This is a genomic window from Simiaoa sunii (assembly GCF_014337175.1).
GTDB classification, from domain to species: domain Bacteria; phylum Bacillota; class Clostridia; order Lachnospirales; family Lachnospiraceae; genus Acetatifactor; species Acetatifactor intestinalis.
The window spans coordinates 2,271,184-2,285,654 of sequence record NZ_CP060633.1; the positions used below are offsets into that span (position 1 = coordinate 2,271,184).

The following is a 14,471-nucleotide window of genomic DNA, read 5'->3' on the forward strand; positions in this document are numbered from 1 at the left end:
GACATTATTCTTTTGCCAGTATTTTCACATGATGCACACTGGTCTGCCCCTCCAGCTGTTCGATCATCCGGGAGATATCTCCCGTAGTCTGCAGTACCTGTATACTCAGTGTCAGAGATGCGATTCCGTTGATGGGAATACTCTGATGGATCGTCAGGATATTCGCACGGTACTCTGCGATGATCTTCAGCACATCCGACAGAATTCCCGGTTCGTCATCCATCTGGAAAGTCAACGTGATGGTCGTTCCCTGAGAATTGTCATGGAACGGAAAGATATCATCCTTGTACTTATAAAAAGAACTGCGGCTGATGCCAACTGCATCAACCGCTTCCTGTATGGTCAGAACCTTCTCTGACTCAAGAAGCCGCTTTGCTTCCACTACCTTTAACAGCACCTCGGGGATCGCCTTCTGCTTCACCACGAAATACTTGGTCGCTTCTCCCATATGTTATCCTCTCTGCAGTTCGTATCTGTAGTACGGACACTTGTTTTTCACTGAGGGATATTCTAGCACAGTAAAGTATGAAAGGCAACCCCCATTTTTATCTTTTTCAGGCCTTTTTAATACATTTCTGAGTATAAGAAAAGAGCCTTTCGGCTCTTTTCTTATACTCCTCCAAGCTTTAGATCAAAGGATATTTGTCTGTTAATTTCTGAATGATGGCTCTGGCTGCAGGAACCTGCTCTTCGCCGCCCTTGATGACCAGGGCAATAGCTTCTGCCACCTGATCCATGTCCTCGGTGTTCAGACCTCTGGAAGTAACCGCGGGGGTTCCCAGGCGGATACCGCTGGTCACAAACGGAGACTGGGGATCGTTGGGGATGGTATTCTTGTTAGCAGTGATATGCGCTGCATCCAACAGCTTCTCCACTGCCTTACCGGTCAGACCGTAAGGAGTCAGATCCACTAACATTAAATGATTATCGGTGCCGCCGGATACGATCTTGATATCACGGCTCATCAGACCCTTGCACAGTGCCTGGGCATTGTCAATGATATTCTGCTGATATACTTTAAAGTCATCACTTAATGCTTCCTCAAAGCAGACTGCCTTGGCAGCGATCACATGCATCAGCGGGCCGCCCTGGGTGCCGGGGAAGATGGCCTTGTTAAAGTTGAACTTTTCATTTGCTTCCTTGTTACACAGGATCATACCGCCTCTGGGTCCGCGCAGGGTCTTGTGTGTGGTGGTGGTTACTACATCTGCATAAGGAATAGGGCTCGGATGAAGACCTGCTGCCACCAGTCCTGCGATATGTGCCATATCCACCATCAGTACGGCACCCACTTCGTCTGCCACTTCACGGAATTTCTTGAAATCAATGGTTCTGGCATACGCAGAAGCACCGGCAATGATCATCTTAGGCTTGCATTCCAGTGCCAGTTCTCTCATTCTGTCGTAATCTAAGAATCCGTTGTCATCCACACCGTAAGGTACTACATGGAAATATTTACCGGACATATTTACCGGTGAACCATGGGTCAGATGTCCGCCGTGATCCAGGTTCATGCCCATGATCGTATCACCCGGTTTCAGTACGGCAAACTGCACTGCCATATTCGCCTGTGCTCCGGAATGGGGCTGTACATTAGCATAATCACAGCCGAACAGCTTCTTGGCACGCTCGATTGCCAGATTTTCGATGACATCCACGCACTCACATCCGCCGTAATATCTCTTGCCGGGATAACCTTCCGCATATTTATTGGTCAAGGGACTGCCCATAGCCGCCATGACTGCCTTGCTTACCCAGTTCTCGGAAGCGATCAGTTCAATATGACTGTTCTGACGATTCTCCTCGTCGATAATGGCCTGTGCCACCTCGGGATCAACTTTTTTTACTTCATCCAATGAATACATGCCTCATTCCTCCTTATGTTACGTTAATTCGCTAAACTTATGGTTTAGTATAGCATAGAACTTTTTAATTGCAAAGATGGAAAATGAACAATGTTGGCAGAAGCCCCTGAGTGTGTTAGAATAAACTTTAGTTACATTCTTACGAAAGATGAGGTATCCTCATGTATCATATTATTATCAATCCAGCCTCCCGCTCCGGCAGAGGTGCGAAGATCTGGTCTGAACAGATCGAACCTGCTCTGAAAAAAAGCGATGCCGTATATCAGACCTATTTTTCCAAAAAAGCCGGAGAAGTAAAGCATCTGGCTGCACAGATCACCGCAGAATATAAAGACGATCCTGATTTAAAGCTCATTGTCCTGGGTGGAGATGGCACGGTGAACGAAGCCCTGCAGGGAATCGCTGATCCCTCCAAAGTAATCCTGGGTTACATTCCCACCGGCTCCAGCAACGATCTGGCCAGGGATCTCGGCATCCCCAAAGAGCCGAAAGCAGCCCTGGATCTGATCCTTCGGAATGTTGCTCCCAGAGTCATGGACTTAGGAAGACTTACTTATCTCGATAAGGATCAGCCGGAAGAATCCCGGCTGTTCGCTGTCAGCTGTGGAATCGGCTTTGACGCAGCTGTCTGTGCAGAAGCCATGCATTCCCCCATCAAGGATACCATGAACCGGATCGGTCTTGGCAAGCTGACGTATTTAGGAATCGCCTTAAAGCAGCTGATCACCGCACGCAAGGTCTCCTGTACCCTGACCACCGAAAACGCAGTAAACGGAAAGCAGACCGCATTTCAGCTCCCCCGCTTTTTGTTTGTAACCTGTATGAGTCATCGCTATGAAGGCGGCGGATTCATGTTCTGTCCTCCCGCCACGGATAATGACGGCATATTGGATCTGTGCTGCGTCGGCAATATTTCCAAAGTACTGGTCCTGCTGGCTCTTCCCACCGCTTTTTTCGGTAAACACTATTTCGTAAAGGGGATCGATGCTTACACAACCACACAGATGTCTATCACTGCCTCCGCTCCCCTATGGGTACATACGGACGGCGAAGTAACCAGGAAAAGCTGTGGATTCCGGGTGGAATGTCTTCCCGGCGCCATTCGCATGATCACTCCCGAAGTGAAATAAACACACTCTAAAGATTTTCTTAAGAATGCTTAAGTATTCCAAAAAGAACTTGATTTTTTTCTTCTTGTGATTATACTAAAATTAATTTTGAAGCATAGGTTTGGTAGAGAAATGAGGTTTTTATGGAAAAGCTTAAGATCTTCTATTTAAAATATAAACATGCCGTTCCACTTATTATATATGCCATTATTTATATGACATGGTTCGCCTGGCTGGAGAAGAACACCACCGGACACTACCGGATCATACATATGGCGGCGGATGATTACATCCCTTTCTGTGAGGTGTTCGTCATTCCTTACTTTTTATGGTTTGCCTATGTATCGGCAGTGGTCATCTACTTTTTCTTCAAAAATAAAGAGGATTACTACCGCACCTGTATTTTCCTTTTTACAGGCATGACGATCTTCCTGATCGTATCCACTCTGTGGCCCAACGGACAGCACCTTCGTCCCGCAGTAATGCCCAGAGACAATATCTTCACCCGCATGGTAGCCGCTCTGTACCGGACAGACACACCTACCAACCTATGGCCCAGCATTCATGTATATAATTCCCTGGGTGCACATTTTGCGATCATCCGCAGTAAATGCTTCGAGAAGAAAAAGGGCATCCGCATCGGATCCCTGATTTTGGCTTCTTCGATCATCATGGCGACCATGTTCATCAAACAGCACTCCGTCTTCGATGTGCTCACCGCTTTCGTTATGGCGGCTGTGATGTACACCCTGGTATATCGTTATGACCTGCTGATCGCAGTCAGAGAGTTCCGCAACAAGAGAAAAGCAAAACCACAGATTGGTTAGATAACAAAAATGCAACGGCGTTTTCACCGTTGCATTTTTTTATGAGTCACACCAGGTATGCTCACCACCGTGGTCTGAATGATCACAGTACTTCTTCACTTTTCTGCAGTGCCGATGCAATGACTGCATCCATATCATAATAACGGTATTCCGCCAGTCTTCCTCCGAAGATCACATTCTGCTCGGCATCTGCCAGCTTCTTATACTCTGCATACAGAGCACCGTTTTTCTCATCATTTACCGGATAATAAGGTTCATCTCCCGGTTTCCACTCGGAGCTGTACTCTCTGCTGATGACCGTCTTCGGGAGATCCAGTCCCTGTTCGTCCTTGCCGAACTCGAACCATTTATGTTCAATGATCCGGGTCCAGGGAGTCTCACGGTCTGTGTAGTTCACTGCCGCATTGCCCTGGAAGTTCGGAATATCCAGCACCTCTGTCTCGAATCTTACAGATCGATATTCCAATGCTCCCAGTGAATATCCGAAATACGCATCGATGGGACCGGTATAGACGACTGTTTCCGCCAGTCTGTCCAGTTCCTCCTTCTGCTCCAGATAATCTGTATCCAGACGTACTTCTATACCTTCTAACAAATGCTCCACCAGCTGCGTGTAACCGCCGATGGGAATGCCCTGATACAGAGCGTTGAAGTAATTATTATCAAAGGTCAGTCGAACCGGAAGTCGCTTGATGATAAATGCCGGAAGATCCTTACAATCACGTCCCCACTGCTTCTCTGTATAACCCTTGATCAGCTTTTCAAAAATGTCTCTTCCCACCAGGGAAATTGCCTGCTCTTCTAAGTTCTTCGGCTCCGTGATACATGCTTCTTTTTTCTGTTCTTCGATCTTCGCCGCTGCTTCCTCAGGCGTTACCACACCCCACATTTTATTAAACGTATACATGTTAAAGGGCAGGGAATACAGTTCTCCACGATAGTTTGCCACCGGGGAATTGGTGAACCGGTTGAACTCTGCGAATCTCGTAATATACTTCCACACCTTCGTATCATTGGTATGAAAAATATGCGCACCGTATTTGTGGACATGGATCCCTTCCACTTTTTCCGTGTAAATATTACCCGCCACATTGGGACGCTTGTCGATCACCAGAACCTTTTTCCCTCTGTCAGCCGCTTCTCTCGCGAACACCGCTCCGTACAGGCCGGAACCGACGACCAGATAATCGTATTTCATAGCTTCTATATGTTTCCTTTCCCACAGACACATTTAGACACATTTCTGTACTAATATGATTCCCGTTTTGCGTTACTGCTGCGTAGCAGTCTTCTGTCCAAAGACACGCTTCAGTACAAGCAGTGTCGCCAGTGTCAGCAGAATACCGATCACCAGACAGATCACCACATTCTGTACAAATCCGGCAATAATATAGGTCACAAAAGAGATTGCTGCCACAGTCAGTACGTAAGGTACCTGAGTGGACACATGGTTGATATGATTACACTGTGCTCCTGCAGAAGCCATGATCGTGGTATCGGAGATGGGAGAACAATGGTCACCCATAACAGCGCCTGCCAGACATGCAGACACACCGATGATGATCAGATGCTCGGCTCCGGGTACGATGGCTCCGGTAGCAGGATCGGTAAATACGCCGGTTACAATAGGGATCAGGATACCGAAGGTTCCCCAGCTGGTACCGGAAGCAAAAGCTAAGAAGCACGCTACCAGGAAGATGATCGCGGGAAGCATATTGGTCAGTCCCGTAGATGCGCCCTGCATCAGACCTGCCACATAAACATCCGCACCTAACAGTCCGGTCATGGTCTTCAGGGTAACGGCAAAGGTCAAGATCAGCATGGCAGGTACCATAGCGATAAAGCCCTGGGTCAGACAATTCATGGCCTCCTTAAAGGATACCAGTCTTCTACACATATAATATACGATAGCAAACAGCAACGCGATCAGAGATCCCCAGGGAAGTCCTACAGAAGCATCGGTAGCACTGAAGGCATCGATGAATCCCACACCTTCGAAAAATCCGCCGACATAGATCATACCAACGATACAGCAGATGATTAGTACGATCACAGGGATCAACAGATCATATACTTTTCCTCTCTCAGAACCCTTCGGTGCATTGTCCGCATTGGTCACGCGTTCTCCCTCAGTGAACAGGTCACCCTTTTCTCTGGCATTACGCTCATGCTTAGCCATAGGACCGTAATCGAATCCCATCAGTGCCATTCCGACGACAAATACAATGGTTAACAGCGAATAATAGTTATAGGGGATCGCTCTTACGAACAGTTCGATACCGGAATACACACCCTCGTCCACCATGCCTGATACTGCTGCTGCCCAGGAAGAGATCGGTGCGATCATACAGATGGGTGCTGCCGTGGCATCAATGATATATGCAAGCTTTGCACGGGAGATCTTGTGTCCATCTGTGACCGGCATCATAACGGATCCTACGGTCAGACAGTTGAAATAGTCATCCACGAAGATCAGAACACCTAATAAAAAGGTGGCAAGCAGTGCTCCCGCTCTGGTCTTTACATGCTTTTTCGCCCATTCACCGAAGGCCGCAGAGCCTCCTGCCTTATTCATCAATGCCACCATGGTTCCCAGCAGGATCAGGAACATGAAGATACCGATGTTCCATGCATCCGCAACGGAATTGATGAATCCTTCGTTGATCACTGTGTCCAGCGTCGCGATGGGTGAAAATCCGGTATAGATCAGCGCTCCCGTGACGATACCGATAAACAGTGATGAATATACTTCCTTTGTGATCAGTGCCAGTACAATTGCTACCACCGGCGGTAGTAATGCCCAAATTGTTCCGTACATAATTTTGCCCTCTCTCGTAGTTTTTTCGCAGTTTCTGCAATTATTTCACTATCTCTAACTTTATGGCAAACCTTTTGTCCTGTCAATAAAATTTTGCAAATTAACGCATTAACACGATAGCTTATTTATCATTTTTACTCTTTTTCGCTTTAAATCGCTAAATTTTCTTGCATCTGCGGGGATTCTGTTCTATAATAGGCAAAGAAATTTAGCAGAAAGGACGTGCCCAGCGCACGATGGAATACTATGAGTTTCGAATTCATCAAAAAACTTCCCACTCCTGCGGAAATACGTAAGGAGCTGCCTCTTCCGGCAGAATTAGTCAAGATCAAAGAAGAAAGAGACGCCGAGATCCGAGATGTCCTCACCGGTAAGAGTAATAAATTTCTGGTGATCATCGGACCCTGCTCTGCTGACAATGAGGATTCCGTTTGCGATTATGTAAACCGCCTTGCAAGAGTTAACGAACAGGTGAAGGATAAGCTGATCCTGATCCCCAGAATCTACACCAACAAACCCCGCACTACCGGTGAAGGCTACAAAGGTATCACTAGCCAGCCCGATCCCGAGAAGAAGCCTGATTTTCTGGCAGGACTGATGGCCATGCGTAAAATGCACATCCGTGCGATCCAGGAGACAGGGCTGACTGCGGCAGATGAAATGTTATACCCTGAGAACTGGGGTTATGTATCCGACATCCTCTCCTATGTGGCAATCGGCGCCCGTTCCGTAGAGGATCAGCAGCACCGTCTGACCGTCAGCGGTTTTGATGTAGCGGCAGGTATGAAGAATCCAACCAGCGGAGATTTCTCTGTAATGCTGAATTCCGTATATGCAGCACAGCATCCCCATTCCTTTATTTATACCGGCTGGGAAGTAAATACCCATGGAAATGATCTGGCTCACACCGTGTTACGTGGTGCTACCAACAAGCATGGTGCCAACATTCCCAACTACCATTATGAAGATCTGATCCGTCTGTGGGATATGTATGAAAAAATGGATCTGAAGAATCCTGCCTGCGTGATCGATGCGAACCATTCCAACTCCAACAAGCAGTTCAAAGAACAGATCCGAATCACCAAAGAAGTCATGCACAGCCGCAAGCTGAGTTCCGATCTCCATCAGCTGGTCAAGGGCGTTATGATCGAGAGTTATATCGAAGAAGGTAACCAGAAGGTGGGTGCCGGCTGTTACGGTAAGTCCATCACAGATCCCTGCCTGGGTTGGGACGATACAGAGCGTCTGATCTACGATATCGCAGAGTACGAATAAGACGAACCCTTTTTTAAAAAAATTGCAGGAAGCCTTTGAATAACACAGGATTCACAAACGCTTCCAACACACATCCGAGAACCAGTACTCCCAAAATGAGCACCGGTTTTCCCAGTTTACCGGGCAGGGACTTTTTTCCCTGCCCGGTGATATTATGATAAAAATAAATACTTCTGTAAATATCCTCGCACCACTGAAGCAGCATCACCATTGCAGGTACATAACACAGATAGTGAGGAAAAATTCCAACAATACATAATAAAATCCCCTTGATTCCATAACGGCAGGTCGCAGTACCTAAGAATAATCCAAGGGAAAAGCCATATTTTACTGTCATCCCACCACAGAATAACAACCCCAGGTACGTCGTGGCCATGAGAACCAGTGCGATGAAATCTTTGCCTCTTTTACACAGGACGTACCAGAAGAGAACCTTGTTGTCCACGGCCATGTATTTCATATGATACAAAGTATCCTCATCCAGCATTCCCATATTCTTCAGGAAAGTGCCTTTTCCCCAATATACGATCAGAAACCCCACTGCGAATCCGATCACAAACAGAAAACGAAGCGGCAGCTTTCCCACCGGTACGATAGACTTATCCCATTTCATGAAAATTCCCATTTCTACGCCACGCAATGTTATGTTAATATATGCGGACAACACAGGGAATCATTCCTGAACCGTAACAACTAAAAAGCAATCCGCCACACAGATTCTATCCATGGAGCGGATTGCCTACCTCAACGTAATGACTATTTACTTAAGTATTTCGATGCATATGTCAGAATGCCGCAAATCGTCTTGGCATCCTGAATCTTACAGTCATAGATCATTTGTTTTAATTCCTCTACGGAATATGCCTCTACATTGATAAATTCATCTTCATCCAGATGCTGGCTCCCTCTTTCTTTCAGGTCTAACGCCAGATAGATGTCGATTTTCTCATTACAGAAAGCTACTGTGGTATAGATGGAAGTCAGCAGTTCCACATGATCGGTATGATAGCCGGTCTCTTCCTGCAATTCCCGCATGGCTGCCTGATCCGTAGGTTCTTCTCTACCATTCAGTCCGCCGGCCGGAATCTCCAGAGTCTCCCGCTCCAGCGCATTACGATACTGTCGCACCATGAGAAGTTTACCGTCTTCTCTTACTGCAACCACGGCTGCTGCGCCTTTATGATCGATCAGATCCCATTTTGCAATGTTACCGTTGGGAATCTGCATGGTGTCCTGATAATAATCAATGATCGCACCTTTTGCCACCAGTTCCCGTTTGATACGCCTGAATTCTTCCATGACCCGTTATTCCTTCTTTTATTTATCCTCGAATCTGTTATTTGTTCTCCAGTAATTTGTCCACACTTACCATCTTGACACACAGTACGAACAGATCCGTTGCCATTGCCATCTCTTCCGGTGTCGGGAAGGAAGGTGCGATACGGATATTGGAATCTTTGGGATCCTTCTTATAAGGGAAAGTAGCGCCTGCCCCCGTCAAAGTCACACCTGCTTCCTTACATTTTGCCACAATAGCCTTGGCACAACCATCCATCGCATCAAAGGAGATAAAATATCCACCGTTGGGTTTTGTCCAACTGCCGATACCAAGTCCACCCAGTTCCTCATCCAAAACCTTCAATACTGCCTCAAATTTTGGACGCATGATTGCCGCATGCTTCTTCATATGTTCACGAATACCGTTAATATCCTTAAAATAGCGTACATGACGTAACTGATTGATCTTATCGTATCCAATCGTCTGAATTGTCATGGACTTTCTCATATCATCCAGATTGGCCTTAGAAGATGCGATAGCCGCAATACCGGAACCTGCAAAGCTTACCTTAGAGGTAGAGCAGAACTCGAATACCATATCCGGATGTCCTGCCTTCTCACATTCGGAGAGAATCTCTAACAGCTGATCCTGTCTGTCATCATATAAATGATGAATTGCATAAGCATTATCCCAAAAAATACGGAAATCCGGTGCCGCCGGCGTAAGCGCTGCGAAGCGTCTTACGGTCTCATCGGAATAAGAATATCCCTGAGGATTGGAGTACTTCGGTACGCACCAAATGCCTTTGATGGCGGGATCTTCGCTGACCAGCTTCTCTACCAGGTCCATATCCGGTCCTTCGGGAGTCATGGGTACATTGATCATTTCAATTCCGAAATGCTCTGTAATTCCAAAATGTCTGTCATATCCGGGAACAGGGCACAAAAACTTTACATGATCCAGTTTACACCAGGGGGTATTTCCCAAAATGCCATGGGTCATGGCACGGGATACCGTATCATACATGATGGTCAGACTGGCATTACCGCATACGATCACGTTCTCTGGTTTTACCTCCAGAATATCCGCCATCAGCTTCTTTGCCTCAGGAATGCCATCCAAACCTCCGTAGTTTCTCACATCCATTCCATCCTCAGCCTTCATAGCGCTCTGAGAATTCACAACATCCAGAAAATCCATTGTCATATCCAGCTGATTGACTGCAGGTTTTCCTCTGGACATATCCAGTTTCAGGCCTTTGCCTTTTGCATCTTCATATGCAGCGTTAAGCTCTGCCTTCAGTGTTAAAAGTTCTTCCTTGGTTAATTCCTGATATGCTTTCATTTCTTACCATACCTTTCTCGTCTTTCCTCGTTGGGAATACGCCTTCTTCTGTGGATGTTGGATAATCGTATACAATCATACACTCCGAATATCATACTATAAGATGACATATAACACAATAGGTAACTTTCACTTTTTTACACCCGTTTATCCATAAATTTTCATTAAAACAGCCGTTGTATGTCTCCATACAACGGCTACCTCTTACATCTTATGAAATTGTCATTTCTGACTGGTCAGTTATTTGGCGTAATCAATTACGCGGCTCTCACGGATCACATTCACCTTGATCTGTCCGGGATATTCCAATTCAGCTTCAATCTGCTTGGAAATATCTCTTGCCAACAGTACCATATCGGCATCTGAAATCTGTTCGGGCACTACCATAACACGAACTTCACGACCTGCCTGAATAGCAAAAGATTTATCTACACCTTTGAAATTGTTTGTGATATCTTCTAACTGTCTTAATCTGCTAGTATAGGTTTCCAGTGTTTCCCTTCTAGCTCCCGGTCTTGCAGCGGATATTGTATCAGCAGCTTGTACAATACATGCAATCAGGGAAGTAGGCTCTACATCGCCATGGTGAGATTCCACTGCGTTGATAACAGTAGCATTCTCTTTGTATTTCCGACACAATTCAGCACCCAGCTGAATATGAGAACCTTCCATTTCGTGGTCGACTGCTTTACCGATATCATGCAGCAGTCCGGCTCTCTTGGCAAGTCTCACATCCAATCCCAGTTCTGCAGCCAGCAGTCCGGACAGCTGTGCTACTTCAATAGAATGCTTTAATGCATTCTGACCATAGCTGGTACGGAATTTCATCTTACCGAGTAATCTTACCAGTTCGGGATGAATGCCATGTACGCCAACCTCGAGAGTTGCGGCTTCTCCCTCTTCCTTGATCATTACTTCGACTTCTTTCTGCGCCTTCTCTACCATCTCTTCGATTCTGGCCGGATGAATACGTCCGTCCACGATCAGCTTCTCCAGCGCGATTCTCGCTACCTCACGACGAATCGGATCAAATCCGGACAAAATTACTGCTTCCGGTGTATCATCAATGATCAGGTCTACACCTGTCATGGTCTCAAGTGTGCGGATATTACGTCCCTCACGTCCGATGATACGTCCCTTCATCTCATCATTCGGTAACTGTACAACGGAAATTGTAGTCTCAGAGACATGATCTGCTGCGCATCTCTGTATTGCGTTAACCACATATTCCTTTGCTTTCTTGTCTGCTTCTTCTTTGGCCCGACTCTCCATTTCCTTGATCATCACGGCCGATTCATGCTTCACTTCATCTTCAACAATTTTCAATAAGTAGTCTTTTGCTTGTTCAGAGGTTAATCCGGAAATTCGTTCCAGTTCCTGCACACGCTGCTCATTCAGCTTGGAGACTTCTTCCTTCATTCTGCCTAGGGTTTCTTCTCTGGCTGCCAAACTTGCCTCGCGCTTCTCGATGGCATCTGCTTTCTTATCGATGTTCTCTTCCTTCTGCTGAACTCTGCGCTCATACCGCTGAGCTTCCGCTCTGCGCTCCTTGATCTCTTTGTCCAGTTCATTCTTGGTACGAATGGACTCTTCTTTGACTTCCAGGAGTGATTCACGCTTTTTGTTCTCTGCAGTCTTCAGGGCTTCATCAATAATCTCTCTTGCCTTCTCCTCTGCGTTGCCGATGGTTCCCTCCGCATTCTTCTTCAGACGGGTGGTGGTAACCTTTGCTGTGATCAGCACTGCAGCTATAATGGCAATAACAGAAACCACTAATACTATTACAATATTAGTGTCCACTACAGGAGCACCTCCTTATGAAATTTTCATTGTACATTTTGCTCTGATAATACAAATTATCGTTCAAAATAGAATGCAATTTATGTACATTCTAACAAGCAATTCACAACAGTATTAGTGTAAACTGAAAATACTCCTCTGTCAAGTACAAGTCGCAATTACTCCAAAAATAGTTCCTATATTAATACAATCTTTGTGCATTATTTCTTGCTTTTCCTGCACTATACAGTATCCTAAAACTCGTCACTGTGCATGCCTCCGATTGCCTTGCGAATGGCTTCCTGTGAGAATCCCTTTCTTGCCAGAAATGCGTATATTTTCTGTCGTTCTTTCCAGTCTGTTTCTTCCGCTGCATCATAATGTTTCTTACGAAGCAATTCCCGGATCATACTCTGTTCATCCTGTTCCCCGCCATTCTCCCTCCAATTCTGCCAGGCTTCCTCTATCGTGGCAGAGGAAATCCCCTTGCCCTGGAGATCCTGTTCAATGCGTCTTCTGCTGCGGCTGTTCTCATGATAGGTAATATAATCCACTGCATACCGAAGATCATCTATATAATGAAAGCCTGCCACATATTCTATTGCCTGCTCTATGATCTCCGGCGGATAATATCCCTGCTGTAATTTTGTCCGTAATTGTGAGGTCGTATATTCCCGCCCCTGAAGCAGATTCATAGCCCTCAGTTTTGCACGTTTAGGCAGTACCTCCTGCATAATGGTCCGGTAATCCTCCGGTCGGAGTTCTTCACTCTCTTTTATATGGTAGAGACGCAATTCGCCTTTGTATAAAACAAAGGCGAATTCCTGATCAATATATACCTTACTTCTCGATTTGGAAAGTTCCGTAACCTGTGTTACCAGCATGGATCTACTCTTCCTTCTCCGCTGTAGCAGATACATCTGCCTTCAGTCCGTAATGTTCTCTGACCTTCTCTGCAATCTCATCACAGACAGCCGGATTATCTTTCAAATACTGTTTTGCATTCTCTCTGCCCTGTCCGATCTTATTGCCCTCGTAGGCATACCATGCACCGGACTTGGCAACTACATCACAGCTGGCCGCCAGATCCAGGATATCTCCTACCATAGAAATACCTTCTCCGAACATAATATCAAACTCTGCTTCCTTAAAAGGAGGCGCAATCTTATTTTTCACTACTTTGACACGGGTACGGTTACCAATGACCTCTCCGCCCTGCTTCAATGCCTCAATTCTCCTGACATCCAGTCGTACAGAAGAATAGAACTTCAGTGCCCGTCCACCGGTGGTGGTCTCAGGGTTACCGAACATGACACCTACCTTCTCACGAAGCTGGTTGATAAAAATAACAGTACAGTTGGATTTGCTGATCACAGCAGTCAGCTTACGCAGTGCCTGGGACATCAGTCGCGCCTGCAGACCCACATGGCTGTCTCCCATATCCCCGTCGATCTCCGCCTTCGGTACCAGTGCAGCTACGGAGTCCACTACAATGATATCAATAGCTCCGGAACGCACCATGGTCTCGGTGATCTCCAGTGCCTGCTCTCCGTTATCCGGCTGGGAAATGTACAGATTATCAATATCCACTCCGATATTCTTCGCATAGACGGGATCCAGGGCATGCTCTGCATCGATAAATCCGGCAATACCTCCCCTCTTCTGTACTTCAGCGATCATATGTAAAGTAACGGTCGTCTTACCACTGGATTCCGGTCCATAGATTTCAATGATTCTTCCCTTAGGAATACCACCCAGTCCCAATGCTATATCCAAACTTAAAGAACCGGTAGGAATGGTCTCCACGTTCATCTGTGCCGTGGGATCTCCCAGCTTCATTACCGCGCCCTTTCCATACTGCTTCTCGATCTGGCTCAGTGCCGCATCCAATGCTTTAAGCTTATCATCTTTTTCCATGTTTATCTCCTTTTTGTTCAAGGAACAAATGTTCTGCTTTTTATTTAGAATAAAACATTTGTTCGTGTTTGTCAATGTCTATTTTTATTATATCTATTTTATGTCCAATAAAACTCCCTTCAAGAGCACCCCCCCTATTTGCTAATTTGTCCCGATAATCGTCTGAAATTTTGGCGAATGCCTGAATTGCCGATAATCAGAGATAGAAAGACATGTCCGCGAATTGTTCCGCAACAAGATATAAAATGAATGTACCAC

13 protein-coding genes are annotated in these 14,471 nt (G+C 46.1%); 3 read left to right on the top strand and 10 right to left on the bottom strand.

Annotated elements, in window-relative coordinates; translation table 11 throughout:
• Positions 1 to 4: 4 nt before the first annotated feature.
• Together H9Q77_RS10425 and glyA are read right to left on the bottom strand one after the other, a co-directional pair.
• On the bottom strand, positions 5 to 448 hold the full coding sequence (locus H9Q77_RS10425; RefSeq protein WP_022155177.1) for an ACT domain-containing protein: 444 nt from the start codon (positions 446 to 448) through the stop codon (positions 5 to 7).
• A 178-nt stretch (positions 449 to 626) separates the two neighbouring features.
• Positions 627 to 1,865 (bottom strand): serine hydroxymethyltransferase, encoded by a 1,239-nt coding sequence (gene glyA, locus H9Q77_RS10430; RefSeq protein WP_118693479.1) that lies wholly within the window; start codon positions 1,863 to 1,865, stop codon positions 627 to 629.
• A gap of 161 nt (positions 1,866 to 2,026) precedes the next feature.
• Between glyA and H9Q77_RS10435 the strand changes: the two genes are divergently transcribed.
• Both H9Q77_RS10435 and H9Q77_RS10440 read left to right on the top strand, forming a co-directional pair.
• Positions 2,027 to 2,995 carry a diacylglycerol/lipid kinase family protein gene (locus H9Q77_RS10435; RefSeq protein ID WP_249325466.1) on the top strand — a complete coding sequence of 323 codons (969 nt, stop codon included), beginning with the start codon at positions 2,027 to 2,029 and terminating at the stop codon, positions 2,993 to 2,995.
• A gap of 122 nt (positions 2,996 to 3,117) precedes the next feature.
• Entirely contained in the window at positions 3,118 to 3,801 is a 684-nt protein-coding gene (locus H9Q77_RS10440) for a phosphatase PAP2 family protein (protein ID WP_249325467.1), read from the top strand.
• Between the two features lie 82 nt (positions 3,802 to 3,883).
• Here the strand turns inward: H9Q77_RS10440 and glf are convergent, their stop codons facing one another.
• On the bottom strand, positions 3,884 to 4,999 hold the full coding sequence (gene glf, locus H9Q77_RS10445; RefSeq protein ID WP_249325469.1) for a UDP-galactopyranose mutase: 1,116 nt from the start codon (positions 4,997 to 4,999) through the stop codon (positions 3,884 to 3,886).
• 72 nt (positions 5,000 to 5,071) lie between these two features.
• On the bottom strand, positions 5,072 to 6,619 hold the full coding sequence (locus H9Q77_RS10450) for a Na+/H+ antiporter NhaC family protein (protein ID WP_249325470.1): 1,548 nt from the start codon (positions 6,617 to 6,619) through the stop codon (positions 5,072 to 5,074).
• A 246-nt stretch (positions 6,620 to 6,865) separates the two neighbouring features.
• Here H9Q77_RS10450 and H9Q77_RS10455 point away from each other — a divergent pair, with 246 nt between their 5' ends.
• Complete coding sequence (locus H9Q77_RS10455) at positions 6,866 to 7,894, top strand: 3-deoxy-7-phosphoheptulonate synthase (protein WP_022155183.1); 1,029 nt, start codon at positions 6,866 to 6,868, stop codon at positions 7,892 to 7,894.
• Between the two features lie 13 nt (positions 7,895 to 7,907).
• Here H9Q77_RS10455 and H9Q77_RS10460 read toward each other — a convergent pair whose 3' ends face one another.
• The 6 genes from H9Q77_RS10460 to recA all read right to left on the bottom strand — a co-directional run bounded on the left by H9Q77_RS10460 (position 7,908) and on the right by recA (position 14,213).
• Positions 7,908 to 8,507 carry a stage II sporulation protein M gene (locus H9Q77_RS10460; protein ID WP_249325472.1) on the bottom strand — a complete coding sequence of 200 codons (600 nt, stop codon included), beginning with the start codon at positions 8,505 to 8,507 and terminating at the stop codon, positions 7,908 to 7,910.
• 143 nt (positions 8,508 to 8,650) lie between these two features.
• Entirely contained in the window at positions 8,651 to 9,193 is a 543-nt protein-coding gene (locus H9Q77_RS10465) for an NUDIX hydrolase (RefSeq protein ID WP_249325474.1), read from the bottom strand.
• A 37-nt stretch (positions 9,194 to 9,230) separates the two neighbouring features.
• Positions 9,231 to 10,517 (bottom strand): aminotransferase class I/II-fold pyridoxal phosphate-dependent enzyme, encoded by a 1,287-nt coding sequence (locus H9Q77_RS10470; RefSeq protein ID WP_249325476.1) that lies wholly within the window; start codon positions 10,515 to 10,517, stop codon positions 9,231 to 9,233.
• Positions 10,518 to 10,757: 240 nt separating this feature from the next.
• Positions 10,758 to 12,278 (bottom strand): ribonuclease Y, encoded by a 1,521-nt coding sequence (gene rny, locus H9Q77_RS10475; protein ID WP_249327156.1) that lies wholly within the window; start codon positions 12,276 to 12,278, stop codon positions 10,758 to 10,760.
• A 272-nt stretch (positions 12,279 to 12,550) separates the two neighbouring features.
• The gene (locus H9Q77_RS10480; RefSeq protein ID WP_249325478.1) at positions 12,551 to 13,180 is read right to left on the bottom strand and encodes a regulatory protein RecX; all 630 of its coding nucleotides are present in this window, start codon (positions 13,178 to 13,180) and stop codon (positions 12,551 to 12,553) included.
• Between the two features lie 4 nt (positions 13,181 to 13,184).
• Positions 13,185 to 14,213, bottom strand: a complete 1,029-nt coding sequence (recA, locus tag H9Q77_RS10485; RefSeq protein ID WP_022155189.1) for a recombinase RecA — start codon at positions 14,211 to 14,213, stop codon at positions 13,185 to 13,187.
• Between the last annotated feature and the right edge of the window lie 258 nt (positions 14,214 to 14,471).